This window comes from Rhizomicrobium sp., from assembly GCF_056722145.1.
In genome coordinates this window covers 1-25,161 of the sequence record NZ_JBWZET010000149.1, presented here as the reverse complement: position 1 = coordinate 25,161, position 25,161 = coordinate 1, and the positions used below count along the sequence as shown (strand labels likewise).

Sequence of the window (25,161 nt, the reverse complement as noted above, 5' to 3'; positions counted from 1 at the left end):
ATGCGGGAAAGCTTAAGCGCGTGCGTGGCGGGGCCCAGATCGGCAGTGATGCGGAGATCGCGGGTTTCCACCTGCAAGGCGTGCCGTTCCACGAAAACGTCGGGCGCAACCGGTTGGCTAAAGAGGCGATCGGCCGGGCCGCGGCAGCCCTGTGCAAACCCGGCGAGGCGGTGATCATCGACGGCGGTTCGACCACCCTGCAGATGTGTCCGCATCTCGAGGCACTAAAGCTACAGGTGCTGACCAATTCGCTGCACATCGTCAGCGCGCTGCTGCAGCAACCCAACACCGGCGTCTCGATTCCCGGCGGCGTGGTGTTCCGTGAACAGAACATTGTGCTCGATCCGTTTGTCGACGCCACCACGCGCACCTTCCATGCCAGCCGCATGTTCGTCGGGTGCGCAGCAGTCACCCGTTTCGGCTTGATGCAAAGCGACATCATATTGGTGCAGGCCGAGCGCAAGCTGCTCAACCTCGCCGACCAGTTGATCGCGCTGGTCGATTCCTCGAAATTCGCCGCCAGCGCCGCGCATCAGTTGTGCGACCTGTCGCGCGTGCACACGCTCATCACCGACGACGAGATCGACGATACCGCGGCCAAGATGATCGAGCAGCACGGCGTCAAGCTGGTCACCGTGAAGTCCTGAATTCTTCGCTGGCGCGATTGCATTTGATCGCTTGTGACAGCATTCTCTCACCGATGACGAGAGCGCGGCGATCACGCGCCCACCTGGAGGGAGAAGGCCATGGGACTCATCACCATCGAGAACGCGCGCCCGGATTGGGGCCTGGTCGGACGGCGCCAGCTGTTGTGGGGTGCAGGCCTTGCGGTACTGCCATTCTCCGCCGCAAGCGCCAATGCCCCCGATACATTCGACATCCGCAAATTCGGCGCCAAGGGCGATGGCAAGACGCTCGATACGGTCGCGATCCAGAAGGCGATCGACGCAGCGGCCAGGATCGGCGGCGGCACGGTGTTCCTCCCGAAAGGGCGCTTCCTGTCGTTCTCGCTGCATTTAACGAGCCATGTGACGCTCTATTTCGGCTCCGGCGCGGTGCTGGTGGCGGCTGATCCCAAGAAGCACGCCGGCAAATACGATCCCGCCGAACCAAACAAGTTCGAGAACTTCCAGGACTACGGCCACTCCTATTTCCACAACAGCCTGATGTGGGGCGATAACATCGAGGACGTCGCCATCCTCGGCCCCGGCATGATCGACGGCGAAGGCCTGACCAATGTCAGCCCCAATGCGCCGTGGACGGTCGGCGTCGGACGCGACGACCTGCCCCAGACCGACATGCTGAGGGCGCGCATCGCCGATCACTACGAGTCCGTGAAGAAGATGAGGGGCCTCGGCAACAAGGCGATCGCGCTCAAGAACTGCCGCAACATCACGCTGCGCGACATCACCATCTATCGCGGCGGCCATTTCGGCATCCTGGCGACCGGCGTCGACAATCTCACCATCGACAATCTCAAGATCGACACCAACCGCGACGGCATCGACATCGATATCGTGCGCAACTGCCGCATTTCCAACTGCTCGGTCAATTCACCAACCGATGATGCCATCGTCTTGAAGAGCTCCTACGCCTTGGGCGAAGTGCGGCCGACCGAGAACGTCACCATCACCAACTGCTTCGTGTCGGGCTATGCGGTCGGTTCGCTGCTCGACGCCACCTATAAGCGCGAGCAGCTCAGAGACATTACTCCGCACCTGACTTCCGGCCGCATCAAGCTCGGTACCGAGTCGACCGGCGGTTATCGAAATGTCGCGGTGTCGAATTGCGTCTTCGACTGCTGCAACGGCCTCGCCATCGAAAGCGTCGACGGCGCGGTGCTGGAAGATGTGGTTTGCAACAATTTGGTGATGCGCGACTGCACTGCGGCGCCGATCTTTGTGCGCCTTGGCGATCGGCGGCGGGCCCCCAAGGGCGCCCCGATGGCGGTGCTGCGCCGCGTCAGCGTCAGCGATGTCGACTGCCATTATCTCGACAAGCGCTATTGCTCGATCGTGTCGGGCGTGCCGGGCGGGCTGATCGAAGACGTGTCGTTCTCGGGCATCCGCACCATTCATCCCGGCGGCGGCACCGCGGCCGATGCAGCGATCAAGCCGCCGGAGCAAGTCGGCACCTATCCCGATCCCGACATGTTCGGCCCGATGCCGGCGTGGGGCTTTTATTTACGCCACGCGCGAGGCATCGCCCTGTCCGACATCGACATGCGCGCGCTGACCGCGGACGGACGGCCGGCGGTCGTTACCGACGACGTGGAAGGCCTGCGCGCCCACAACGTCTACGCCTCGGCCGCACCGGGCGCGCCGCTGACGGCATTGGCGCTGTAATATCTCCGCATCATGAAACGGCCGGAGCGGAAAACCTCCGGCCGCGCTTGCTATTTGATGCGCACGATCTTGACCGGCCCGATCAACCCCGATGGCCGCAGCGGCGCATCGGCGCGGTAAGTCGGGATGATGGTGAAGGTGTGCTGGTCGGCGCCGGGCTGAGCATCGCCGATGAGCCGGTTGACCCAGAGGTTGGCGACTTTGATCTTGAGCAAATTGCGGCCAGGCTTCAACGCGCGGGTGATATCGAGCGTGAATGGGGTCGTCCACACGGTACCGAGCGGCTTGCCGTTGAGCGTGACCTCAGCCAGTTCCTTGACCTCGCCGAGGTCGAGCACGTAGTGCGCGCCTTTGCGCTTGCCGGGCATGTCGAAGGTCGTGCTGTAGACGCCCTCGCCCGAGAAATAGCGGATGGCGGGATCGCGGTTCTCGTTCCACGGCGTGAGCGTAGGTAGCGTCGCAGATGACGGCGCGCCGCGGCCGGGCTGGAAGGTGATCGTCCAGGCGCCAGTGATGGTCGCGACCGTGGATTCGACAGCGGGCCGCATGGTTGAGACGGGTGCCGTGGCCGGTTTGCGGAAGACCACGAACACCGACCCGTTGGCGGGCAAATCGAGCGCAACGTCGGTGCGGCCATCGGCCATCGAAAAGCGCGCCGGTGCGATTTTTCCGGTCACCGCATCCCACAATTCCGGCACTTTGCCGCAGACGCGGAAGACGGCGGTGAAGCGCTCGCGCGTGAGGCTGCGGCTGGCGACGAAATAGGCGTCGCCGTCGGCAAGTTTGCGGTGATTGGCGAGGATCATCGCGTCACTGCCACGATAGGTGAAATCGGGGGCGACGAGCCCCGACAACACGGCTGCGAGATCGCCGGTCGGATAGACCTTGCCCTTGCCGACACTGCGCGGTGCGGTTTCGCCTGGCTTTCCGAACAACGCGTCGGCGGCAGTGGTGAATTCCTCCGGCGAGTCGGCGTGGCTCGGGGATTCGGCCGGGCGTTTGCCCACGATCAACGCCCCCGCCTCGGCCAAGGCGCGAAGTTTGTTCAGCACGCTGACAGTCAACTTCTGCGACATGCCGCCGAGAAAAAGGACGCGATAGCGCATGCCGGACTTCGTCGCCAGCACACCGCCTTCGACTGTCATTTCGTTCAAGGCTTCGGCGTTGAAGAAATCGAACGGATAGCCGGCGGGGACATCGGTAACGCGATGCTCGCCGAACAGCGAGGTCAGCGGCGCTTCCTGGCCGTAGAAATAGGCAACATCGGCGGAGAAACGGCCCTGCTGCAGCAGGAACGAGGCGCGCGAGATATAATCGAGCCAGGGCCGCGCCATCTCGGCCCAGCTTTCGTGGCGATCGAACATCTGCCCATAACCGAACAGCGTCACACCCGGCGGCTTGTCGAGCGGCTGATGCACCGAGGTGTGAATGAACAGGCGATTGACGCCGCGCGCAAATTCCAGGTCGACGTAGCGCTTGAGACCGGACGGCGCCCACGCCCATGGCTGCAGATCGGAGGTCAGCGACTCCGCCCCGACGATGTTCTGGCCGAAAATGTGCGCCACCGACGCGGCACCGAGAATATCGGCCTCGTACGTGAGCTGCACCGGGAATTTGTCGGTGTCATAGGTCCACATCGCACCCATCGGCACGTCGAAATGCCGGCGCATCTCCATGTCGTCGCCGAACGTCGGGCGATAGATTTCGAGCGCCTCGCCTTCGGTCTCAAGCCCGCGTTCGTGCGCCGCGCGCACCAGTTCGCCGTAATGGTTGGCGGCGAGGAGCTGCTCCACCGTGCGCCGGAAGTCCCACAGGAATTTGTCGGACGCCGCCGGGCTTGCCACCGCCGCCCCGGTCAGCGCCGGCAGAAACGGCGTCGGGTCGTAACCGCGCAGGCGCTTGAACTCGGCGATGATGTTTTCGGTCCAGTTCTGCTGGCCGACTTCTGATGAATCGATCAGCAGCGAACGCACACCACGCCGGCCGAACAAGTCGGGGCCGACCGCGCCGGCGTAGAGATCGAAATAGTGATCGAGATAGCTGCGCACATGGGTCGCATTGAGCTTGTCGACCTCGAGACCGGTGGCTTCCGGCAGCGCCGGATGGTTTTCCTTGCCGACCAGCGAATAGCCGAGGCGCAAGACGGTCCAGTGGCCCGGCGGCGGCGTCCACTGGAGAGCGCCGTCAGGCCTCATTTTCGCGGTGAGATCGACCACGCCGGCCGGATCGATCGCCGAGCCCGGAACGAACGCAGGCACCGAACCGAGTGCATAGAAATCACGCGGCGGCGCGGCGAACATCGCTTTCTTCTCGAACTCGTTGACCGTCGCGACAGCGTGGAACACCAGTTCGCGAATCTGATAGGCCCGTTCGAGCGGCGGCGGAGCAGCCATCGCGGGATTGGCGGCTTGCGCGAAACTGCCCGGCGCCACGGCACCCGGCGCGGCATCGCCGGACGGACGGTAGCTGCGCAGCAATGGCGCGGCGGGCTTCAACACAATGCGAAACCAGCGCGCAGTCACCGGCGCGAACGAAATGGTCTGCTCGCCCATCTGCATGCGCTGAAGCTGCGCCACAGGCGGAAATTCGGCGACAAAACGCCAAGCCTGGCCGTCATCGCTGGCTTCGACGACGGCGCGATAGCCCAGCGCCTTAGCGACCGTCATCGCGAGACGGACACCTTGGATAGTGGCGGGGGAGGAAAATTTCTCGGCGATGTAAACGTCGGCGTCGGGACCTGCGGCTGCGAGCTTTACTGCGTTCGACAGATCACCATCGCTGAGTTGCTTGATATCGAGCTTGCCGCCGTTCCAGCTCGCCTCGGTGACCTTCGGCTCGGTCACCGGCGTGCGGTAGGCGATCACCACACTGTCGCGATAGAAATGCAGCGCGGCGGTCTTGGGCGTCGGCGTGTCGTCGCCGGCGAGCGGCGCATTCTGCAGCGGTCCGATGGTGTCGGGCGGCTGCGGCAGCACACCATGGAACGGCCCATCCACCGCCGTCGCGCTCCACACCAGCTTCTTCATCGCCTGATCCGGCGTTACCCACGGACCGCCGGTCATGCTCCAGCCAGGAGCGCCTTCGATGGCGACTTCCATGCCATATTTGTCAGCTGTACTGACGGCATAGCGGTAGATGTCGCGCCATTCGTCGGAAAGGTAAGGGATGCGATGCTCGACAATTTTCGGCGTTTCGATCGCCGCATCGACCGCAGGAAAGCCGGCGATGCCGACGCGATGCATCCAGGCGAGATCCTTGGCGATGCCGTCGCGGGTGACGTTGCCGTTCATCCACGGCCAGAAGGTGCGCGGCCGGGCCGCCTGGGGCGGAGTCGCGAAACCACTCACCAGCGCATCGGCGCGGCGAAGGTGCTTCTTGCCCGCTTCAGCCGGAAACATCGGCGCAGCCGACGCCATCAAGGCAAGCACGAACAATCGCTTGGCGGCGGTCGACGGCATCGTTTCCCTCCCGAATACGCGCATCATTCGATGTTCGGTGTTGATCGAAGCTGGCGCATTTCTGTTCTAACTTGCGCACTTTAGATTACTCGTGCTAACGCGACAACGCCTGCAAGGCAGGGTGTGCCATAGTATCCGCACAGCGCTTCGGCACAGGAGGGAGCATAACGTGACGCGCCTCAACCGTCGCGAATTCGTCGGAATGGTCGGCGCCGCCACCGTCGCCTCGGCCGAGGCCAAGCCGCTATCCCCGGACGAGATCGCCATTCCAGACAATGGCTGGCGGTTGTGGATCGACCACGACGCCACCTGGAAGGACGACACGATCTTCCTGCCCGACGAGATCACACTGGCGACACTGCCGGTCAACCCGCCGACCGGCGGCTGGGGGGCGCTGGCCGGCATCGAAGTAACCCTGCCGTCGACCGTCGAACAGCATTATTGGGGCGCATTCGGCACCCGTCCGTACTCGGAGAGCGAGTTCACGTACGCAGAGACCGACAAGGAGGTCGTCAACGGCAGCTATGATGGCGTGTCGTGGTGGTGGCGCGAGATTGCGATCCCGGCGGCGGCGAAGGGCAAGCGGCTGATCCTGACCGTGCGCGGGGCGCGCCAGCGGGCAGAGGTCTATTGCAACCGCAAGCTGGTGGGCTATTCGATCATCGAGCAGCTGCCATTCGACTGCGACCTGACCGAGGCGGCGGTCGCGGGCGGGCCCAATCTCCTCGCCATCCGCATCACCAATCCCGGTGGGCGGCTTGACTGGGTCGATGGCGACACCACCCAATGGGGTAAGGTGAAAATCCAGCGTAGCCACGGCTTCGGCGGACTGGACCGCGGCCTCGCCATCGCGCTGCACCCGATGGATGCGCGCATTACCGACGCCTGGGTGCTGAACACGCCGAAGCCCAGAACTGTTACCGTGTTCGTGAGCGTGACCGGTGTTCTGGGCGCGAAAAACATCGAACGCCAGATCAGGCTGCGGATTGCCGGCAAGAAATCGGGCAAGCCGCTGGCGACCCGCGCCGTGTTTTCCGGGCATCGCAACGACGGCGCCGCGACGGTCTATCGTTTTGAGGTCACGGCGACGAAACCCGCGATCTGGGACCTTCCAACACCAAACCTGTACCGCCTCGACGCCGCGTTGACGACCGGGACCGGCCGCTCGCGCAAAAGCGTGAATTTCGGCTTCCGCTGGTTCACGGCGGAAGGCGTCGGCAAGAACGCCGTCTTCACGCTCAATGGCCGCCGCATCAAGCTCTATTCGGCGATTTCGTGGGGCTATTGGGGCCTCAACGGGATGTGGCCGACACCCGATCTCGCCGAAAAAGAAGTGATCGCGGCGAAGGCCCTCGGCCTCAACTGCCTCGCCTTTCATCGCAACCCCGGCAAGCACGACGTGCTCGACGCGCAGGACCGCCTCGGCCTCTTGCGCGGCATGGAACCGGGCGGCGGCAAATTCGCCTTCGGCCGCCTGCCCGACGGCACCAAAGTCGATCAGCACAGCGTCGTGATGCTGCCGCCGACATCCGACGCCGATAAATTCTGCCAGCGCTATGTGATGGCGAAGATCAAGGCGATGATGCGCGCCTTCCGCAGCCATCCCTCACTGATCCACTGGACGCTGCAGAACGAGAACAGCGCCGATTTCAACGATCCCAATACCATGGCGGTGCTGGAAGCGATGCGCCGCGAAGACGAAAGCCGCATCATCCTGATGAACGACGGCATGTCGTCGCCGGAGTTCAAGGCGGCACAGGCATGGTACGAACCCTATAATCCCGTGCTACACCGCTCCGACAAGGAGGCCTGGGGCGGCTGGTGGGACGATCACCAAGGCGCCGGCGATCAATGGTACGACCGTTTCTATTCCGATCCGGAGCATTTCACCTATCGCAACATGCTGGCGGCCACCATTGTGCAATACGGCGAGATGGAAGGCTGCGCGGTCCCTGACAACCACACGCTGATGGTGGCCGAAGCGACGGCGCGCGGCGGCACGGCGTATGACCTCAAGGACCATCAGGAAATCCTCGCCGCCTATCAGGGTTTCCTGAAGCGCTGGAATTTCGCCGACGTATTCCCCTCGGCCGAGGCGCTGTTCCAATCCACGGGACGCAAGGCCTATCTCAGCTGGCAGAATTACATGGAGAACGTGCGGATCGCCGACGCGGTCGATTACGCGGCGATCTCCGGCTGGGAAACGACCGCAATCGACAACCATTCCGGCATTGTCGACAATTTCCGCAACTTCAAATCCGATCCCGCCCTGATCCACGCCAGTCTGCTGCCGGTTCGCCCGGTCGCCAAACAGCGGGCCTTGACGATCGCGCGCGGCGAGCCGGCGGTATTCGACATTTATCTGCTCAACGATACCGGCAAGGCCGTGAGCGGAACGCTGACGTTTGCGATGACGACGCCAAGCGGCAAGAAGACGGTGCTCGCCAGCTTGCCTGCGCCCCCGATACAGCCCGGCCAGATGAGCGCGCTGGTCAAGGACGGCTTGGCGACGCCGCCGCTCAGTGAGGAAGGCCTCTACCGCTTCGAATGCGCGTTTTCTGCCGCCCCCGGCGCGACGCAAATGCGCGAGTTGTGGGTGGTCGATGCCGCACGTTCGCCGGTGCCGGGCAGAACACTGAAGGTCGGCATCGCTGGCGTGTGGCCGCGGCTCGTGGACCAGCTGAAGCAAATCCCCGGGATTGCGGTCGCCGATTACACGGCCGCCGGGCAATTCGATGTGGTCATCGCCAGCGGCTTGACGGACGCCTCGACGCCCGGACAGAAACTAGGCGGCGACGACGGCCTAACGCTGGACAAGAAATCCACTACGCGGCCGGTTCCGGGCGCCCTGCCCGCGCCTTTGCTGGGCGCAGCCAAAAATGGCCTGCCGCTGCTGCTGTTGCCGCAGGAGGACGGTCTTGCCGATGGCATCGCGCGGCAACTCGTAGCGGAAGGGGCATTCACCTATGACGGGCAAGTCGGCCGCTATCGGGCGCCATGGATGGGGAACTGGTATTTCGTTCGCCCCCACCCGATATATAAAGGGATGCCGACCGGACGCGCGATGGACGGTTTCTTCCAGGCCCGCGGCCGCCTCGCCAACGGTCTTATGGTCGATGGACCTAACGTCGACGTCTTCGTCGGTTACAGCCGCGACCACGACCGGCGGCTCGGCGCAGGGACCTTCACGACGCGACTCGGCTCGGGCAAAGTCGTGTTCCACCGCGTGCCGGACTTCACGGCGCCGATGCAGCTTCGCTTCCTGAGTAACGCACTTGCCTGGCTCTGTGCCTGATCTGGAGATTCCCATGCCTACCATCGCCACCATCCGCCTCAACCCCAACGACAACGTCGTCATCGCGGTGGTGGCGCTTGAGCCCGGCACCGAAATCGTCGCCGAAGGCGTGACGACGCGCGACACCATCCCATTCGGCCATAAGCTTTCCACCCGGGCGATCGCCAAGGGCGAAGCAGTACGCAAATACGGCCAAGTGATCGGCGTCGCCAGCGAAGACATCGCGCCCGGCCGCCATGTCCATGTCCACAACATCGCGTTTTCGGATTTGCGCGAACAGGCGGTCGTCGCTCCGGCCTTCGAGGCCCATGAGCGGCCGCGCACCTTCCTCGGCTATAAGCGCGCCAACGGCAAAATCGCGACCCGCAACTACATCGGCGTGCTCACCAGCGTGAACTGCTCGGCGACGGTCGCCCGCCATATCGCAGCAGCAGCCGAGCGCAGCGGCCTGTTGAACGATTTTCCCAACATCGACGGCATCGTGCCGATTACGCATCATTCCGGCTGCGGCATGGCGGTTAAGGGCGAAGGCTACGATCTGCTATCGCGGACGCTGTGGGGCACCGCTTCCAATCCCAACTTTGCCGCCGTGCTGCTGGTCGGCCTCGGCTGTGAAGTGATCCAGCTCGCCCGTTTCAAGCAGGAGTACGGCGTCACAGACGATGAGCATTTCCAGTCTTTCACCATTCAAGACACCGGTGGCACAAAACGCGCCATTGCCGAGGGTCTTGAGCGGCTGAAGGCGATGCTTCCGATCGTGAACGCGACGACCCGGACATCGCAGCCGGCGAGCGAACTTGTCATCGGGCTGCAGTGCGGCGGCTCCGACGGCTGGAGCGGCATCACCGCCAATCCGGCGCTCGGCAACGCCTCCGATCGGCTGGTGGCGCTGGGTGGCACAGTGCTGCTGTCAGAAACGCCGGAAATCTACGGCGCCGAACACCTGCTCTATGCCCGCGCCCGGACGCCGGCGCTGATCAAAAAACTCCATGCGCGGATCAAGTGGTGGGAGGAGTACACCGCCATCCACAAAATGGAGATGAACAACAACCCCTCGCCGGGCAACAAGGCGGGCGGGCTCACCACCATTCTCGAAAAATCGCTGGGCGCCGTCGCCAAAGCGGGCACCTCGCCGCTCAACGACGTGATCGAATACGCCGAGCCGGTGAAGATGCACGGCCTTGTCTTCATGGACAGCCCTGGCCTCGATCCCTGCTCGGCTACCGGCCAGGTCGCGTCGGGCGCCACCATGATCGCCTTCACCACTGGCCGCGGCTCGGCCTATGGCTGCAAACCGTCGCCGTCAATCAAGCTCGCCACCAACAGCGAGATCTTCCGCAAGATGCCCGACGATATGGACCTCAATTGCGGCACCATCGCCACCGGCGAAACCACCGTCGCCGAAAAAGGCGCCGAAATTCTCGATTACCTGCTCGACGTCGCCTCCGGAAAAAAGTCGAAAAGCGAAGAGCTCGGCTACGGCGACATGGAGTTCGTGCCCTGGCACATCGGAGCGGTTATGTAGCCGATTTACTCCGCCTACGCGCAAAACACGTACAAACCCGTATGCGCCCGCAATAGGTACGAATACTGATTACAGCCGATTGTAACGCTCACATCCGGACGACTTTACCGCGATTTAAATGAAGGCGCGCGTAATCCCCAGCGACTAGAAAAACTCCGTCGCTCGCGCATAGGGGGAATTACGTAGTGCCTACAGACACCGCATTTCGTTTGTCCGGCGAACAAACCGTGCGAACCATCGCCGAGAGCCATCGCGCGCTCGCGGCCCGTTACGCCCAATCCGCGACCATCCCGATCGACACCTCAGAGGTCACCGATGCCGACCTCACATTGGTGCAGCTGATCGAATCCGCCCGCATCGCAGCTGCGCGCGACGGCAAGAAGGTGTGCATGGTCGCCCATCCTCCCGCCGCGCTACGCGACGTGCTGGTTCGCGGCGGCTTTCTCAACTCGCCCGCCAACACTTTGTTCTGGACCGCGCCATGAGTTCGATCCTGATCGTCGACGATTCCGCAAGTATCCGGCAGGCGGTAAAAATCGCCCTCTCGGGTCACGGCCACACCGTTAGTGAAAGCGCCAACGGCAAGGAAGGCGCCGCCCAGGCTCAGGCGGCTCGGTTCGACCTCGTCATCACCGATCTCAACATGCCGGTGATGGACGGGATGTCGATGATCAAGGCCATCCGCGCCAATCCCGCCTACAGCGGCGTTCCAATCATCTTCCTCACGACCGAATCCGATCCCGCCATCAAGGCGCAGGCAAAAGCGGCAGGCGCCACCGGTTGGATCACCAAGCCATTCGATGCCGATCAACTCACCCGCATCGTCACCAAGGTGCTGGCCAAATGACCAACAACGATCCCGCCCAGGTTTTCCGCGTCGAGGCCCAGGAACTGCTCGATCTGATCGATCAGGCACTGCTCGATCTCGAGAAAAGTCCCGACGACGCCGATCTGGTGGCGCAGGTGTTCCGCGCCATGCACACGCTGAAGGGCTCGGGTGCGATGTTCGGCTTTGATGCCCTCGCCAACTTCGCCCACGCCTGCGAAACCGCGTTCGATCGCGTGCGCAAGGGTCACGTCAAGGCGACGCCCGAATTGATTGCGTCTGTTCTGGCCGCGGAAGATCACCTGCGCGCGCTCGCCGCCGGCAAGGAACCCTCCGCCAGCGCAGGCGCCGCCCTTCTTGCCCGCATCGAAATGGCGATGAACGCGACCGCCCCTGTGATCGAAGCGTCCGCCGAAACGACGTGGAAAATCTGCTTCCAGCTGGCGCGCGATGCACTCGTCAACGGCACACGGCCATTGGCCCTGCTTGACGAATTGCGGGCGCTCGGCCCGTGCGAAATCGAGCCAATTACGAGCGATATTCCGCCGCTCAACGAGCTCAATCCGTCGGAGTGTCATCTTGGCTGGAATATCCTGCTCAAAACACCGCACCCGAAAAGCGCGATCGAAGACGTTTTCATCTTCGTTGGCGACGATGCCACCTTGTCAATCACGCCCGACGTTTCCGCCGCCGTCCTTGCCGCTTCCGAAGCCGCTCCCCCCGCGGCGGTGAACGACAGGCCGGCGGCGGCCCAATCCATCGGCTATACCGTGCGTGTGCCGGCCGAGCGGCTCGATGAGTTGATGAACCGCGTCGGCGAACTCGTGATTGCCCAGTCGCGGCTGAAACAGGTCGTCGCCTTTTCAACCGACGTGAACCTTCATTCCGTCGCCGAGGAGATTGAACGGCTCGCCTCGGAACTGCGCGATTCGATGATGAGTGTGCGCATGGTGCCGATCAGCCAGCTGTTCGGCCGCTTTCGCCGCCTGATCCACGATCTGGCGCGTGACACCGGCAAGACCATCGAATTCGTCACCGAGGGCGAGACGACCGAACTCGACAAGACCGTGATCGAGCGGCTGGCCGATCCGCTGATTCATCTGATCCGCAACTGCGCCGATCATGGCCTGGAACCGCCGGACGATCGCGCCCGCGCGGGAAAATCCGAGACCGGACGCATCACCCTGACGGCACGGCAGGCCGGCGCCGAGGTGGTGATCTCGGTGACCGACGATGGCCGCGGCCTCAATCGCGATCGCATCCGCGCCAAGGCCGAAGACAACGGCCTTATCGCCAAGGGCGCGGTTCTCAGCGACGCTGCGATCTACCAGCTCATCTTCAAGCCCGGATTTTCCACCGCCGAGAAAATCACCAATCTATCGGGCCGCGGCGTCGGCATGGATGTGGTCAAGCGCACCATCGAAGGCCTGCGCGGCGCCATCGACGTGTCGAGCACGCCGGGAGAAGGTTCGCGCGTCGACCTGCGCATTCCGTTGACGCTCGCGATCATCGACGGCCTGCTGGTGCGGGTCGGCGCCGGGCGCTACGTCATTCCGCTGTCGTCGGTGGAAGAGTGCGTCGAGCTTTCGCGGGATCAGGACCGGCGCTCGACGGGCCGCAATTTCGTCACCTTGCGCGATGCCTTGGTGCCGTTCCTGCGCCTGCGCGAAATGTTCGACACCCGCACCGAGCCCGACCTGCACCAGAAAATCGTGGTGATTTCCACGGGCGCCGAGCGGGTCGGGCTGGTGGTCGATCAGATCCTCGGCCACCACCAGACGGTCATCAAGCCGCTGTCGCGTTTTCACGCCGCCGTGGAAACCTTTTCGGGCGCCACCATCCTCGGTGACGGTTCGGTCGCGTTGATCCTCGATGTCATGCATCTCGTCGCGGTCGGTGGCGATATGGAGGCGCGGCTGCGCGCCGCGATGTGAGGCCATGAACAACGAACAATCCGGCTGGGGTGCGAGCGGTGCGATGCAGGTTCTGACCTTCGACATGCAGGGCGAGACCTTTGCCGTCGCGGCGGGGCTGGTGCGCGAAATCCTCGACCGCATGCCCGAAACGGCGGTGCCGGGTGCGCCGGACATCGTTGCCAGCTTGGTCAATTTTCGCGGCCGCGTCATTCCGCTGGCCGATCTGCACAGGAGCTTTGGCTTCGATCGCGCCGCCATCACTGCCGACAGCCGCATCATCGTCATCGAGATCGGCCTGGATGGCGAGGCGACGCTGGTCGGGCTCAAGGCCGACAAGGTTCACGAGGTGACGGTGCTCGAGAAGTCCGCGTCGGAGGCGATGCCGCGGGTCGGCATGCGCTGGCGGCCGGATTTCGTGAAGTGCCTGGCAAAACGGGGCGGCGACATCATCGTGGTGCCCGCACTGGAACGGATTTTGGGAGCGGATTGCGGCGCAGAGGCCGCGGTCGCGCAAAACTGACATCAATCCCACGGGAGTGGATCATGCGTTTCTCGATCAAAATGAAGCTTGGTTTGACGTTCGGTCTGATCACGGTCGTTCTGGCGGTGATTTCCTTCCTCAGCATTTCCAGTCTGGCGAAGCTGAACGACGGTACGGTGGCGCTCGCGGAAGGTCCGGTCGAGCGGCTGAAAATCGCGACGCGGGTGAAGATCGATCTGCTCGACATTGTACGCAACGAAAAGAATATCATCCTCGAGCAGGATGAAACCAAGGCGCGGGCATTCGACGAGAAGATTGCGCGGTTGCGCGTCCAGCTCGACGAGGACCTTGCCCAGGGCCTGAAAGTTGCCGGTGCCAAGGGCCGGATCGTCTACGACCGCATCCGCCAGGATTTCGAGCAGTTGAAGCCGCTCGACACCAGGTTGCGCGAGCTGGCGCTGGCCAACCGTAAGGACGAAGCCAAGGCGATGTCGCTCGGCAGTATGCGCCTGATCAACGAGGACATGCTCAGCGGCGGCAACGAAGTCATCGCCATCGTCGACGATGCCGTCAAGGAATCCGTCGATACGGCGGAGCAGACTTATCAGGGAACCAGCACGCTGCTGCTGGTGATTTCGATCGTGGCAACGCTGCTGGCAATCGTATCGGCGGTGTTCGTGGTGATGTCGATCAGTCGCGGCCTGAAGAAGATATCGCAGGCGACCGAAGCCGTCGCCAACGGCGATTTGACCCAGGTGGTCGAAACGACATCGAACGACGAGGTCAAGGACGTCGTCGCGACCGTGAACCTGATGACCGAGCGGCTGCGCGGCGTGGTCGGTGATGCTATCGCGGCCGCCAACAACGTGTCGTCGGGCAGCCAGGAACTGTCGTCGACCGCCGAGCAGCTCAGCCAGGGCGCCACCGAACAGGCGTCCGCGGCGGAAGAGGCGTCGGCATCGATGGAGCAGATGGCGTCCAACATCAAGCAGAACGCCGACAACGCGGCCCAGACCGAGAAGATCTCGAAGCAATCGGCCAAGGATGCGGAACTCAGCGGCGATGCCGTCAACAAGGCGGTGATCGCGATGCAGACGATCGCGGAAAAGATCACCATCGTGCAGGAAATCGCGCGCCAGACCGATCTGCTCGCGCTGAACGCGGCGGTCGAAGCGGCACGCGCCGGCGAACACGGCAAGGGATTTGCGGTGGTCGCGTCGGAAGTGCGCAAACTCGCCGAGAGGAGCCAGACCGCGGCCACCGAAATCAGCGGCTTGTCGAGCGAAACGGTGCGGGCCGCCAAGGCCGCCGGCGAAATGCTGGTGCGCCTGGTGCCGGATATTCGCCGGACTGCCGAACTGGTGGCCGAAATTTCCGCCGCCTGCCGCGAGCAGGATATCGGCGCCAGCCAGATCAACGAGGCGATCCAGCAGCTCGACAAGGTGACGCAGCAGAATTCATCGGCCTCGGAGGAAATGTCGGCGACCAGTGAAGAACTCGCCTCGCAGTCGGAGGAATTGCAAACCTCCATCGCCTATTTCCGTACCGACAGTGGCACTGGCGTTGCCGAGCCGCGCATCCGGTCCAGCCGTGATGTGCCGCGCAAGAAGGCGCCGGTGACCGTCAAGCCGGTCGCCAAAGCGGGCAAGGCGAGGCCGGGATCGGTCGCCGAGCAGCAGGCGCGCATCAAAGGCTTCGCCCTCGACATGTCGCAGCGCCGCGCCGAGCCCGACGATGGGTTCAAAGAATACGCCTGATGCGGACCAACGCGTTTTAGGGAGTGTGTGATGGCCGCGGATGAACGACAGTTCGTGACGTTGTGCCTGGGGGCGGAAGTGTTTGCGGTGCCGGTAGCGCTGGTCCGCGAAATCCTCGATTACCGTGAATGTTTCCGCATCCCCGAGGGGCCGGACTATCTGATCGGCTTGATCGACGTTCGCGGCCGCGGCACGCCGGTGATCGATCTGCGGCTGAAGCTTGGGCTCAGCAGGACCGAGCCCGGGCCGTCGACCCGGATCATGGTGCTCGATATTCCGCTTGCGGATCGTATCCTCAGCCTCGGACTGGTGGCCGATCGCGTGCTCGAAGTGGCGAATTTCGGCGACAGCGAGATTGAGGCGGCTCCGGATGTCGGTGTCGCCTGGCGGTCGGACTACATCGCCGGTGTCGTGCGGCGGCGCGGCGGGTTCGTCGTGCTGTTCGATCTGGCGAGCCTACTCACCGCGGACGAGGCGGTGCTGTCGTCGTCGGTTGCGGGCAAAGCGGCCTAGGAGCTCGAAGCGGAATGGGTGGACTCGAAGCGGCCGTGGTGCAGTCGTCGATGCCGGTTGCGGCGGCGGGCTGCGGCGATGGCCTCAGCGACAGGAATTTCTGGCGGCTCTGCGATCTCGTTCACGAGATATGCGGCATCAAGCTGACGCTGAAAAAGAAGAGCATGGTCGACGGCCGCCTGCGCCGGCGGATGCGCAGCCTCAATCTCGACAGTGTCAACCAATATTGCGATTTCCTGTTCGGCGGCACCACCGATGCGGGGCAGGAACTGGTGTCGTTCATCGACGTCGTCACCACCAACAAGACCGATTTCTTCCGCGAACCGGCGCATTTCGTGTTCATGCAGGAACGGGTGATGCCGGACTGGCGCAGCGAGGGGCGGCGGCGGGCGAAGATCTGGAGCGCGGCGAGTTCCACCGGTGCCGAGGCCTACACAGCGGCGATGGTGATCGACGATTTCTTCCACGATCGCGGCGGGCTGGATTACTCGATCCTTGCCACCGACATCTGCACCGACGTTCTGGAAAAGGCCAAGACCGGGCTTTTTCCCGATACGATGATCGATCCGATTCCGGAGACGTACCGCCGCAGCTATGTGCTGGTGCCGCGCGACCCGGGACGGCGGGAGTTCCGCATCGCGCGGACGCTGCGCTCCAGGGTGTCGTTCGAGCGCATCAACCTGATGGACGACCGCTATGCCTATGATCGCGATTTCGACGTAATTTTTTTACGAAACGTGCTTATCTATTTCGATCGGCCGACGCAGCAAGCCGTGTTGGGCAAGCTGTGCCAGCATCTTCGGCCAGGTGGATACCTGTTTCTCGGGCATTCGGAGTCGCTGGTCGGCTCCCGTTTGCCGCTCGATTTGGTTGCAAACACGATTTTCCGGCGCCGGTGACGAATGGCTTCTAAGCGAGTGAAGGTCAAGGTCCTCATCGTCGACGATTCCGCCACGGTGCGGCAGACGCTTACCTCGGTGCTGGAGAGCGATCCCGACATTGAAGTCGTCGGCGTCGCCGCCGATCCGTTCGTCGCCGCCCGCAAGCTGACCGAGGTGGTGCCCGACGTCATCACCCTGGATGTCGAGATGCCGCGCATGGACGGCATCACCTTCCTCAAGAAGCTGATGAGCCAGCATCCCATTCCGGTGGTGATGTGTTCGTCGCTGGTGGATTCCGGCTCGGAGACGCTGCACCAGGCGCTCGAGGCCGGGGCCGTCGACATTATCGTGAAGCCGGCCATCGGCGTGGCGGACCACCTCAACGAAGCCAAGATTCACATCTGCGACGCCGTCAAGGCGGCCGCCAAGGCGCGGCTTGGGGCTCGGCGCAACCGCCCGGTTGTTCCGCATCATCCGGAAAAGAAGCTTTCCGCCGACGTCATCCTGCCGCCGCCTCCGACGCGCGCGATGGCGCGGACGACCGAAACCGTGGTGTGCATCGGCGCTTCCACCGGCGGCACGGAATCGCTGCGCGAGGTGCTGCAGGTGCTGCCGGCGGCGACGCCGGGGATCGTGATCGTCCAGCATATGCCGGAAAAATTCACCACCTCGTTTGCCCAGCGTCTCAACAATTTGTGCGAAATGGAAGTGAAGGAAGCCGAAAACGGCGATGCGGTGCTGCGCGGCCGGGTGCTGATCGCGCCGGGCAATCGCCATACGGTGCTGGAACGCTCGGGCGCACGCTACCGCGTCGCCGTCAAGGATGGGCCGCTGGTGTCGCGTCATCGCCCGTCGGTGGATGTGCTGTTTCGCTCCGCGGCGGCGGCCGCCGGCGCCAATGCTATCGGCGTGATCATGACCGGCATGGGCGATGACGGCGCCCACGGCATGGAAGAGATGAAGCGCGCCGGCGCCTTCACCATCGCGCAGGACGAGGCGACGTCGGTGGTGTTCGGCATGCCCAAGGAAGCCATCGCGCGCGGCTGCGTCGATCGCGTCGTGCCGCTGCAGACGATTGCGTCGGAAATCCTGCACGCTGCGGCGCGGCACGGCTGATCCGGTTCAGAACAATTCGGCGTCCGGTTCGTCGGCGATCAGCGCGTGATCGCCCGGCGGAATCGCAAGGCTGAGCAGGAAAGCCAGATGCAGCGCGCGTTCGGGCGCCATGGTGTAGGTGGTGCTGAGGCCGGCGAGGGTGTCGATGAGCTGCGGCGGCAATTCGTCGTCGCGAGTATAGGCGCCGTCGCCGAGGTGCGCGGCTTCCGCGGCCGCCAGCGACAGGATGTCTCCGATCTCGCGGCGAAGGCACAGCCGCTGGCCCGACAGGGCGAGGATGTGGGCGACGGCATCGCCTTGCGCGGCGACTTCGACGATGTCGGTTTCGGTGGTGTCGCGCGCCTCGCGAATGCGGCGGGCGGCGAGCTTCAAGGCGGCGGCGGCGGCAGACGCGGCTTTGTTGTCGCTGATCGAATGCCGCCCGGCGCCGATCACCGAGTTGGCAAGGTACAGCAGCTTGTCGAGCGTGGTGAGGCCGACCTTGGCCGCTTCCTGCAGCAGCCGGGCGTGTTCGCGGATATCGCCGGTAATGGACGCAAACTGAGCATCCTGACCGGGCGAGGCGGCCGGCATGTCGTGGTGCAGCGACTGGATGCGATGAATCCGCCGTTCCAGCTTGTGCACCGCATCGACCGTCGCCCGGCTGGTGTTCACCGCCGAGCGGTCGGCGACTTCGATCGTCGCCACCAGTTTCCGCGCCGCGTCGATGCGCGCCGCCAGCACATGCAGGAAGCCGCGGCTTTTGCCGCCATCGCGGTCGAAGGTGATGTCGTGCAGGCGCAGCAGCGCCTTGGCGTCGATCGCCATTTCGACCATGTTTTTCTCGATTTCCGCGATCTCGCGGTCGAAATCGGCGTTGATCTCGTCGAGCTGCAGCGCGATCAGGCCATGGCAGGTGGCACGGAAGCGTTTGCGGATGTTCGCCGGCACGAAGGCAGCGTCGGCTTCGATGCGGATCAGGCAGGCGAGGATGTGTTCGATGCGCTGGCGGGTGATGTCGCCGAATTGCAGCGCCGCCAGGATGCGGACGACGCGGGCCTGGATATCGCGCGCAATGGTGGAAACCTGTTCGGTGGTGGCGGCGACGGCGGCGTAGTGCCCGGCGACGAATTTTCCGGCCGCGACGAGATCGTCGGGCACCGCGGGCAGCAGCGACGCAATCTGGCGGCCGAGGATTTCGCCCTGCGTCGACGCGGATTCGAGCCCGCGCTGCAATTCGCTGAGTTCGGCTTCCAGCGTCGCCAGTTCGGTGCTGCTTTCGGCGACGCAGGCGCGGATGGCGACCGCCATTTCGGCGAACCCGGATTGGGGTGCGGCCTCGGCCACCAGCCGAGCGTTGCGCGAAAAGGCGCCGAGAAATGCCAGGTAACACCGCATCGCCGACACCTGCCGGCCGATCTTGCTGCGCGACCGCGCCAGTTCGTTGATGTGGTCGAGGTGGTGCGCGTGACAGACGGGCAGGGTGCACAGCTTGGCCGCGGCAACCGTCAGATCGGCCTTGGTCGCCGCGACGATGCGCTGGTCGAAGATCCTGGCGAAACGGTCCAGCGATTGGATCAGGTCGTCGATGCCGCCCAGCGACTGGGTGAGGATTTCGCCGGCGGCGACGAACTTGTCCTCGATGATGCGGCGAATGGTTTCGAGGCGCAGCACAATATGGCTGTCGTCTTCGGGAAAGGCGTCAATCGCGAGGCTGTTGCGGCGCATGGGTTTGCTCTTTCCAATACCCTACCGGCAGAGCGGCGAAGCAGGATTTAAGGGCCATTGCATGAGGCGAGAAATAGCGAAACGAAGCTAACGGCCGGTGTCCGGAACGAAACCAGGAATGTCGCAATCCTGAGAAATCGCAACTCGTCCGCATGCGGTGCGAATGCCGCCTTGAAATTGGCCTTGGGCGCCCCATGTCTTGTCGGACCGCGCATGGCTGCCATCGTGTGAAGGCTTTGCTTTGCGGGGCCGCCCTGCGTTACAGTCGCCTCTCACGGGTGCAACGCCCGAACGGCAGAACAACATGATCAAGCCACTCCGCGGCAAGCCCGCAAAGTCCCCCAAACATCCCAAGAAGGCCGGCAAGCCCCAGCCGGGCGTCAAGGCCGACAAGAAGGGTATTCCGCCCGTCGCCCAGGTGAAGCGGCGCGAACCGCTGCCCGACGAGATTCCGAAGCATCCGGAGGAAGACCCCGAGGCGCCGGCCCGGATCAAGGCGATCCTCGACAATCCGTCGGCGCGCCGGTCGGATACCGACCTCGATTTCCTCACCTCGCGGCCCGTGCGCAATCTGCGCATCGGGCTCGATTACCTGAAGCCCGAGCTCTATCTGCAGACCAACGCCATCACTTCCACCATCGTGGTGTTCGGCTCGACCCGCATCTGCGAACCGGCGGCGGCGCGGCGCACCATGCATACGTTGAAAGCGGCGCTGGCGGACGATCCCGCCGACAAGGATCTGGCGCGCCGCCTTGGTGTGGCCGAGCGCATTCTCGACAAGAGCCGCTATTACGATGTGGCGCGCGCGTTCGGAAAACTGGTCAGCGAAGAGGCGAGGAAACCGGGCCGGCCCAAATGCACCGTCGTCACCGGCGGCGGACCGGGCATCATGGAGGCGGCCAATCGCGGCGCTTATGATGTCGGAGCCAAGACGGTCGGCCTCAACATCTCGCTGCCGCACGAGCAGTTCCCCAACCCCTACATCACGCCGGGGCTGTGCTTCAATTTTCACTACTTCGCCATGCGCAAGATGCACTTCATGCAGCGCGCCAAGGCGCTGGTGGCGTTTCCTGGCGGCTTCGGTACCTTCGACGAATTGTTCGAGGCGCTGACCCTCGTGCAGACGCGCAAAGTGAAACCGATTCCGGTCGTGCTGGTCGGCGAGTCCTATTGGAAGAACGCCGTCGACATGGATTTCCTGGTGCACGAGGGCGTGGTGGCGCCGGAAGACCTCGAACTCTTCTGGTACGCCGAAACCGCGCGCGAAATCTGGGACGGCATTCTGCATTGGTATGACAAGAGCGGCTCGCCGCTCACCACGGCATAAGAGGGGATCATGAGACTCTCATTCAACGGCGCCGATCGTAATGTCACCGGTTCCTGCCACATGGTGGAAGCGGGCGGGCTTCGCATTCTCATCGATTGCGGCCTCTATCAGGGCGGCAAGGAACTCGACGAGGAAAACGAGGAACCGTTCGGCTTCGAGGCGCGCGACATCGATATCGTGCTGCTCACCCATGCCCATCTCGATCACTGCGGGCGGCTGCCGCTCTTGGTCAAGCGCGGTTTCGCCGGCGAGATCATCGCCACCTCGGCGACGGCCGAACTGGCGCGGCTGGTTATGGTCGATGCCGCCAATCTGCAGGCTGAAGATGCGCGTTTCCGCGCCAAGAAGGCCCGCAACCATTTCCATTACGACGCCGCCAAGCCGCCGCTTTATTCGCTGATTGATGCGCTGAATGCCACCGCGCGCTTCGGCCGTCATGCCGAGTATGGCAAGGCGGTGGAATTGGCGTCGGGCGTGACCGCGACCTTCTTCGATGCCGGCCACATCCTCGGTTCGGCCAGCGTGCTGATCGAGGAAAAGCGCGGCACGGCGACCAAGCACATCCTGTTCTCAGGCGATCTCGGCAATCCGCACGGCATTCTGCTCGCCGATCCGCCGCCGCCGCCGCAAGTGGAAACCGTGGTGATGGAAACCACCTACGGCGACCGCAATCACAAGGACGTCGGTCCGTCGATCGACGAATTCTACGAGGCCGTCGGCAAGACTTTCGCACGCGGCGGCAATGTCGTGATCCCGACCTTCGCCATCGAGCGGGCGCAGGAACTGCTCTACATCGTCTGCAAGGGCGTTCTCGAAAACCATATTCCGCCGCAGACGCAGCTTTATCTCGATTCCCCGATGGCGATTTCGGTCACCGAGATCATGGCGCGAAATCTCGATGCGCTGAAGCCGGAAATCGCCGCCGCCATCCACAAGGGCTATGACCCGTTCCATTCCGAAGGCGTCCACATGGTGCGCGAGCACATGGCTTCGCAGCAGATCAACGACATCAAGCGCGACGCCATCATCATGGCGGGTTCGGGCATGGCGACCGGTGGGCGCATCCGCCATCACCTGTTGCAGAACCTGCCGCGCCAGGAATCGAGCGTCGTGTTCGTCGGTTTTGCCGCCAATGGCACGCTCGCCCGCCGCATCATCGACGGCGCCAAGGAAGTCACGATTTTCGGCGAGCACATCGCGGTGGAGGCCGAGGTTCACACCATCAACGGTTTCTCCGCCCACGCCGGGCGCGATCAGCTCTTGGAATGGCAGGGGCACACCAAGGCGGCGCGCACCATCCTGGTCCACGGCGAAGAAACCGCGATGCAGAGTTTCGGCGCGGTGCTCAAGGACACCACCGTGACGATGCCGGCGCTGCACGACACCGTGGAAGTGTGATAGTCAGCCGCTGCCGCTTTTGTGAGCCACGCCATGACGTTTCCCCAGCCGCGCAGTGCCCAGATGCTGGCCGAACTGGCCCAGTACGTGATCACCGAGCCGTATCCGTTCGTGGCCGACCTCGAGAAATGCCGCGGCATGAGTTTGGTCACGGTCGATGGCGACGAAATCACCGATTGGGGCGGCATCTATGGTTCCAAGCTGATCGGCTACAACCATCCGCAGTTGATGACCGACGCCTATGGGCGCGAGGTGTTGATCGCGGCCAACACCAAGATGGCCAACCCCGACATCCTGACGCCGCAATGCCTCGCCTATTACCGCCTGCTGCATGAGCTGCGGCCGAAGTGCATGCGCAAGGACCCGGTGGAAGTCTACGCCGTGAACTCGGGCGCCGAAGCGGTCGAGAACATGATGAAGTATTTCATCAACCTGTTTCACCATCGCCAGGCCGCGGCGAAGAAACCGGCCACCAGCCCGCGTTTCGTCTATTTCGATCAGGCATTCCACGGCCGCACGGTTTATGCCCTCAACGTCACCACCCTGAAGAACGATCCCATCGCCACGCGCGATTTTCAGGGCATCATTGCTGGCAATCTGCAGGTCCAGTTTCCGGCGCTGCACACCCGGCTCACGCCCGAAGAAAATGACGAGAAGGTCACCTCGTCGCTCGAAACGCTGGAAGGCCTCTTCTCCACCTATCGTGACGAGATCGCCGGCGTGATCCTGGAGCCGCTGCAAGGGGCGGGCGGTCATCGTTTGGCGCCGGCGCGCTTCTACACCGGGCTGTCGGAGCTGTGCCACAAATACGATGTGCCGTGGGGCCTCGATGAGGTGCAGACCTGCGGCGGGCAGACCGGCGAAATCTTCTGCATCGACAATTTCGACATTCCCCATCCGCCGCAGGCCGTCGCCACCGCCAAGAAGTTCGGCAACGGCGTCGTCTACATGCGCCAGTCGATGGAGGATGTCGGCGTGCTCGATTCCACCTGGGGCGGTTCGCTTTCCGACATGGTGCGCTTCGTCCATGAATGGCAGATCGTCGTCGACGAAAAGCTGATCGAGCAGGTGCCGGCCAAGACCGAACGGCTGCTGGCCGGACTGCATGCGCTGGAACAGCGCTTCCCGAACCAGATGTGCAACGTGCGCGGCCTCGGCCTCTATCAGGGTTTCAATGTGCTCGGCCCGGGTAACAAGGGCCGGCTGATCGAACTTGCGCTGCAGGGGGAGAACTATCTTCTGCTCGGCGCCGGCACCTACAGCGTCCGCCTGCGTCCGCCGCTGGACGTCAGCGAAGCCGACATCGACGGGTTGATCGCGATGCTGGGGCGGGTGCTGGAGAAGCTCTGAACTGCCGCCGCACCCAATCTGCGGCAGATCAACTCATCGGTGTGCCTGAGCTACGCTCCGTCCGAGAAACAATAATCTAATAATTTCAACGACATGGTGCCGTCCTGGCGAGCGCGCTGACGGCTGCATTGTCGCGTTCTGGCGCGTTGAATTGATAAATCTACTTTCCACGTAGAGATTATAGTATCAATATACACAGTGCGCTGTTGTTAGAGGAGATATACGCAATGCGCCTGTATTATTCTGCCGCTGCCGCCCTGTTGCTGACCGCCGCCGCCAGTTCAGCCGGCGCCGCTCCGTACGAAGCCGGCACGATCCTGCTGCGGGCGCGGGCCGTGGAAGTCGTGCCCGATGTCTCGTCCACCGTCAGCATCGGGGGCAAGGTGTCGATCACCGACACCACCATTCCCGAAGCCGACATCACTTACTTCTTGACCGAGCATTGGTCGGTGGAAGCGATCGCCGGCACCAACAAGCATGCGATCTACTACGGGCCGACCAAGCTCGCCAACGTGTGGCTGCTGCCGCCGACGGTGACGGTGCAATACCATTTCGACCAGATCGGTCCGTTCCAGCCCTATGTCGGCGCCGGTCCCAACTTCACCATCTTCTACGACCGCTCCAGCGGGCCGCTCGGCAAGCTGCGGACCACCGACAACTGGGGCTTCGCGCTGCAGGCCGGCACCGATATTCCGCTTACGGAGGATGGCCGCTATTTCTTCAACATCGACGTCAAGCGGCTGTGGCTGTCGACCAGCGCCTCGTTCAGTGGCGCGCCCGTCACCGCCAAGGTGAACATCAATCCCTGGCTGATCGGCACCGGCGTCGGGATCCGGTTCTAAAGTCCGCGCGCGGGGGCACCGACAATGGTATGGTTTTTCAACAAATCGAAGAGAGGGAAGGGCGGCAATGACCTGAGATCCGCCCCGCCCGCCGAAGCATCAACGCAGTCATCGAACGAAGGAGCCTTAAAAGTGGCCGAACCCGGTTTTGCAACACGAAGCATTCATGCAGGCGCCAAGCCCGATCCCACCACCCACGCCCGCGCGACGCCGATCTACCAGACGACATCCTATGTGTTCGACAACACCGATCACGCCGCCAACCTGTTCGGGCTCAAGGAATTCGGCAACATCTAGTCGCGCATCATGAACCCGACCAACGATGTGCTCGAACAGCGCGCGGCGGCGCTCGAAGGCGGCGTCGCGGCGTTGGCGGTCGGATCGGGCCATGCGGCGCAGCATCTGGCGCTCTACACCCTGCTCG

At 63.4% G+C, this 25,161-nt stretch carries 18 protein-coding genes and 1 pseudogene; 17 read left to right on the top strand and 2 right to left on the bottom strand.

Features of this window, described 5'->3' with window-relative positions:
- Both AC1P6P_RS08400 and AC1P6P_RS08395 read left to right on the top strand, forming a co-directional pair.
- The coding region (locus tag AC1P6P_RS08400; protein ID WP_481401989.1) for a DeoR/GlpR family DNA-binding transcription regulator at window positions 1-647 on the top strand (647 nt) is incomplete at its 5' end.
- A gap of 99 nt (window positions 648-746) precedes the next feature.
- Complete coding sequence (locus tag AC1P6P_RS08395; protein ID WP_481401988.1) at window positions 747-2,345, top strand: rhamnogalacturonidase; 1,599 nt, start codon at window positions 747-749, stop codon at window positions 2,343-2,345.
- Window positions 2,346-2,395: 50 nt separating this feature from the next.
- On the opposite strand, the gene AC1P6P_RS08390 is transcribed toward AC1P6P_RS08395, so the two are convergent.
- The gene (locus AC1P6P_RS08390; RefSeq protein ID WP_481401987.1) at window positions 2,396-5,803 is read right to left on the bottom strand and encodes a glycosyl hydrolase; all 3,408 of its coding nucleotides are present in this window, start codon (window positions 5,801-5,803) and stop codon (window positions 2,396-2,398) included.
- A gap of 169 nt (window positions 5,804-5,972) precedes the next feature.
- Here AC1P6P_RS08390 and AC1P6P_RS08385 point away from each other — a divergent pair, with 169 nt between their 5' ends.
- The 10 genes from AC1P6P_RS08385 (at window position 5,973) to AC1P6P_RS08340 (ending at window position 18,113) form a co-directional block, all read left to right on the top strand.
- Window positions 5,973-9,098: a glycoside hydrolase family 2 TIM barrel-domain containing protein gene (locus tag AC1P6P_RS08385; RefSeq protein WP_481401986.1), complete on the top strand. Its 3,126-nt coding sequence runs from the start codon at window positions 5,973-5,975 to the stop codon at window positions 9,096-9,098.
- A 13-nt stretch (window positions 9,099-9,111) separates the two neighbouring features.
- A complete protein-coding gene (locus AC1P6P_RS08380; RefSeq protein WP_481401985.1) occupies window positions 9,112-10,623 on the top strand; it encodes a UxaA family hydrolase in 1,512 nt (503 codons plus the stop codon).
- A gap of 185 nt (window positions 10,624-10,808) precedes the next feature.
- Window positions 10,809-11,108, top strand: a complete 300-nt coding sequence (locus tag AC1P6P_RS08375) for an STAS domain-containing protein (RefSeq protein WP_481401984.1) — start codon at window positions 10,809-10,811, stop codon at window positions 11,106-11,108.
- On the top strand, window positions 11,105-11,470 hold the full coding sequence (locus AC1P6P_RS08370) for a response regulator (RefSeq protein ID WP_481401983.1): 366 nt from the start codon (window positions 11,105-11,107) through the stop codon (window positions 11,468-11,470). The genes AC1P6P_RS08375 and AC1P6P_RS08370 overlap by 4 nt, the downstream gene beginning before the upstream one ends.
- The gene (locus tag AC1P6P_RS08365) at window positions 11,467-13,383 is read left to right on the top strand and encodes a chemotaxis protein CheA (RefSeq protein ID WP_481401982.1); all 1,917 of its coding nucleotides are present in this window, start codon (window positions 11,467-11,469) and stop codon (window positions 13,381-13,383) included. The genes AC1P6P_RS08370 and AC1P6P_RS08365 overlap by 4 nt, the downstream gene beginning before the upstream one ends.
- A gap of 4 nt (window positions 13,384-13,387) precedes the next feature.
- Window positions 13,388-13,885, top strand: a complete 498-nt coding sequence (locus tag AC1P6P_RS08360; RefSeq protein WP_481401981.1) for a chemotaxis protein CheW — start codon at window positions 13,388-13,390, stop codon at window positions 13,883-13,885.
- A 23-nt stretch (window positions 13,886-13,908) separates the two neighbouring features.
- Complete coding sequence (locus AC1P6P_RS08355) at window positions 13,909-15,603, top strand: methyl-accepting chemotaxis protein (RefSeq protein WP_481401980.1); 1,695 nt, start codon at window positions 13,909-13,911, stop codon at window positions 15,601-15,603.
- Between the two features lie 30 nt (window positions 15,604-15,633).
- The gene (locus AC1P6P_RS08350) at window positions 15,634-16,116 is read left to right on the top strand and encodes a chemotaxis protein CheW (protein WP_481401979.1); all 483 of its coding nucleotides are present in this window, start codon (window positions 15,634-15,636) and stop codon (window positions 16,114-16,116) included.
- A gap of 14 nt (window positions 16,117-16,130) precedes the next feature.
- Window positions 16,131-17,015, top strand: coding sequence for a CheR family methyltransferase (locus tag AC1P6P_RS08345; protein ID WP_481401978.1), 885 nt, complete (start codon window positions 16,131-16,133; stop codon window positions 17,013-17,015).
- Between the two features lie 3 nt (window positions 17,016-17,018).
- The gene (locus AC1P6P_RS08340; protein ID WP_481401977.1) at window positions 17,019-18,113 is read left to right on the top strand and encodes a protein-glutamate methylesterase/protein-glutamine glutaminase; all 1,095 of its coding nucleotides are present in this window, start codon (window positions 17,019-17,021) and stop codon (window positions 18,111-18,113) included.
- Between the two features lie 6 nt (window positions 18,114-18,119).
- On the opposite strand, the gene AC1P6P_RS08335 is transcribed toward AC1P6P_RS08340, so the two are convergent.
- Complete coding sequence (locus AC1P6P_RS08335; protein WP_481401976.1) at window positions 18,120-19,820, bottom strand: hypothetical protein; 1,701 nt, start codon at window positions 19,818-19,820, stop codon at window positions 18,120-18,122.
- Window positions 19,821-20,124: 304 nt separating this feature from the next.
- Between AC1P6P_RS08335 and AC1P6P_RS08330 the strand changes: the two genes are divergently transcribed.
- From AC1P6P_RS08330 to AC1P6P_RS08310, 5 genes and pseudogenes are all read left to right on the top strand, one after another.
- Window positions 20,125-21,147: an LOG family protein gene (locus AC1P6P_RS08330; RefSeq protein ID WP_481401975.1), complete on the top strand. Its 1,023-nt coding sequence runs from the start codon at window positions 20,125-20,127 to the stop codon at window positions 21,145-21,147.
- Window positions 21,148-21,156: 9 nt separating this feature from the next.
- A complete protein-coding gene (locus tag AC1P6P_RS08325) occupies window positions 21,157-22,545 on the top strand; it encodes an MBL fold metallo-hydrolase (protein ID WP_481401974.1) in 1,389 nt (462 codons plus the stop codon).
- Between the two features lie 33 nt (window positions 22,546-22,578).
- The gene (locus AC1P6P_RS08320) at window positions 22,579-23,895 is read left to right on the top strand and encodes an aminotransferase class III-fold pyridoxal phosphate-dependent enzyme (RefSeq protein WP_481401973.1); all 1,317 of its coding nucleotides are present in this window, start codon (window positions 22,579-22,581) and stop codon (window positions 23,893-23,895) included.
- 227 nt (window positions 23,896-24,122) lie between these two features.
- Window positions 24,123-24,737, top strand: a complete 615-nt coding sequence (locus AC1P6P_RS08315) for an OmpW/AlkL family protein (protein ID WP_481401972.1) — start codon at window positions 24,123-24,125, stop codon at window positions 24,735-24,737.
- Between the two features lie 24 nt (window positions 24,738-24,761).
- Window positions 24,762-25,161, top strand: a pseudogene (locus AC1P6P_RS08310) (PLP-dependent transferase); the annotation flags it as partial.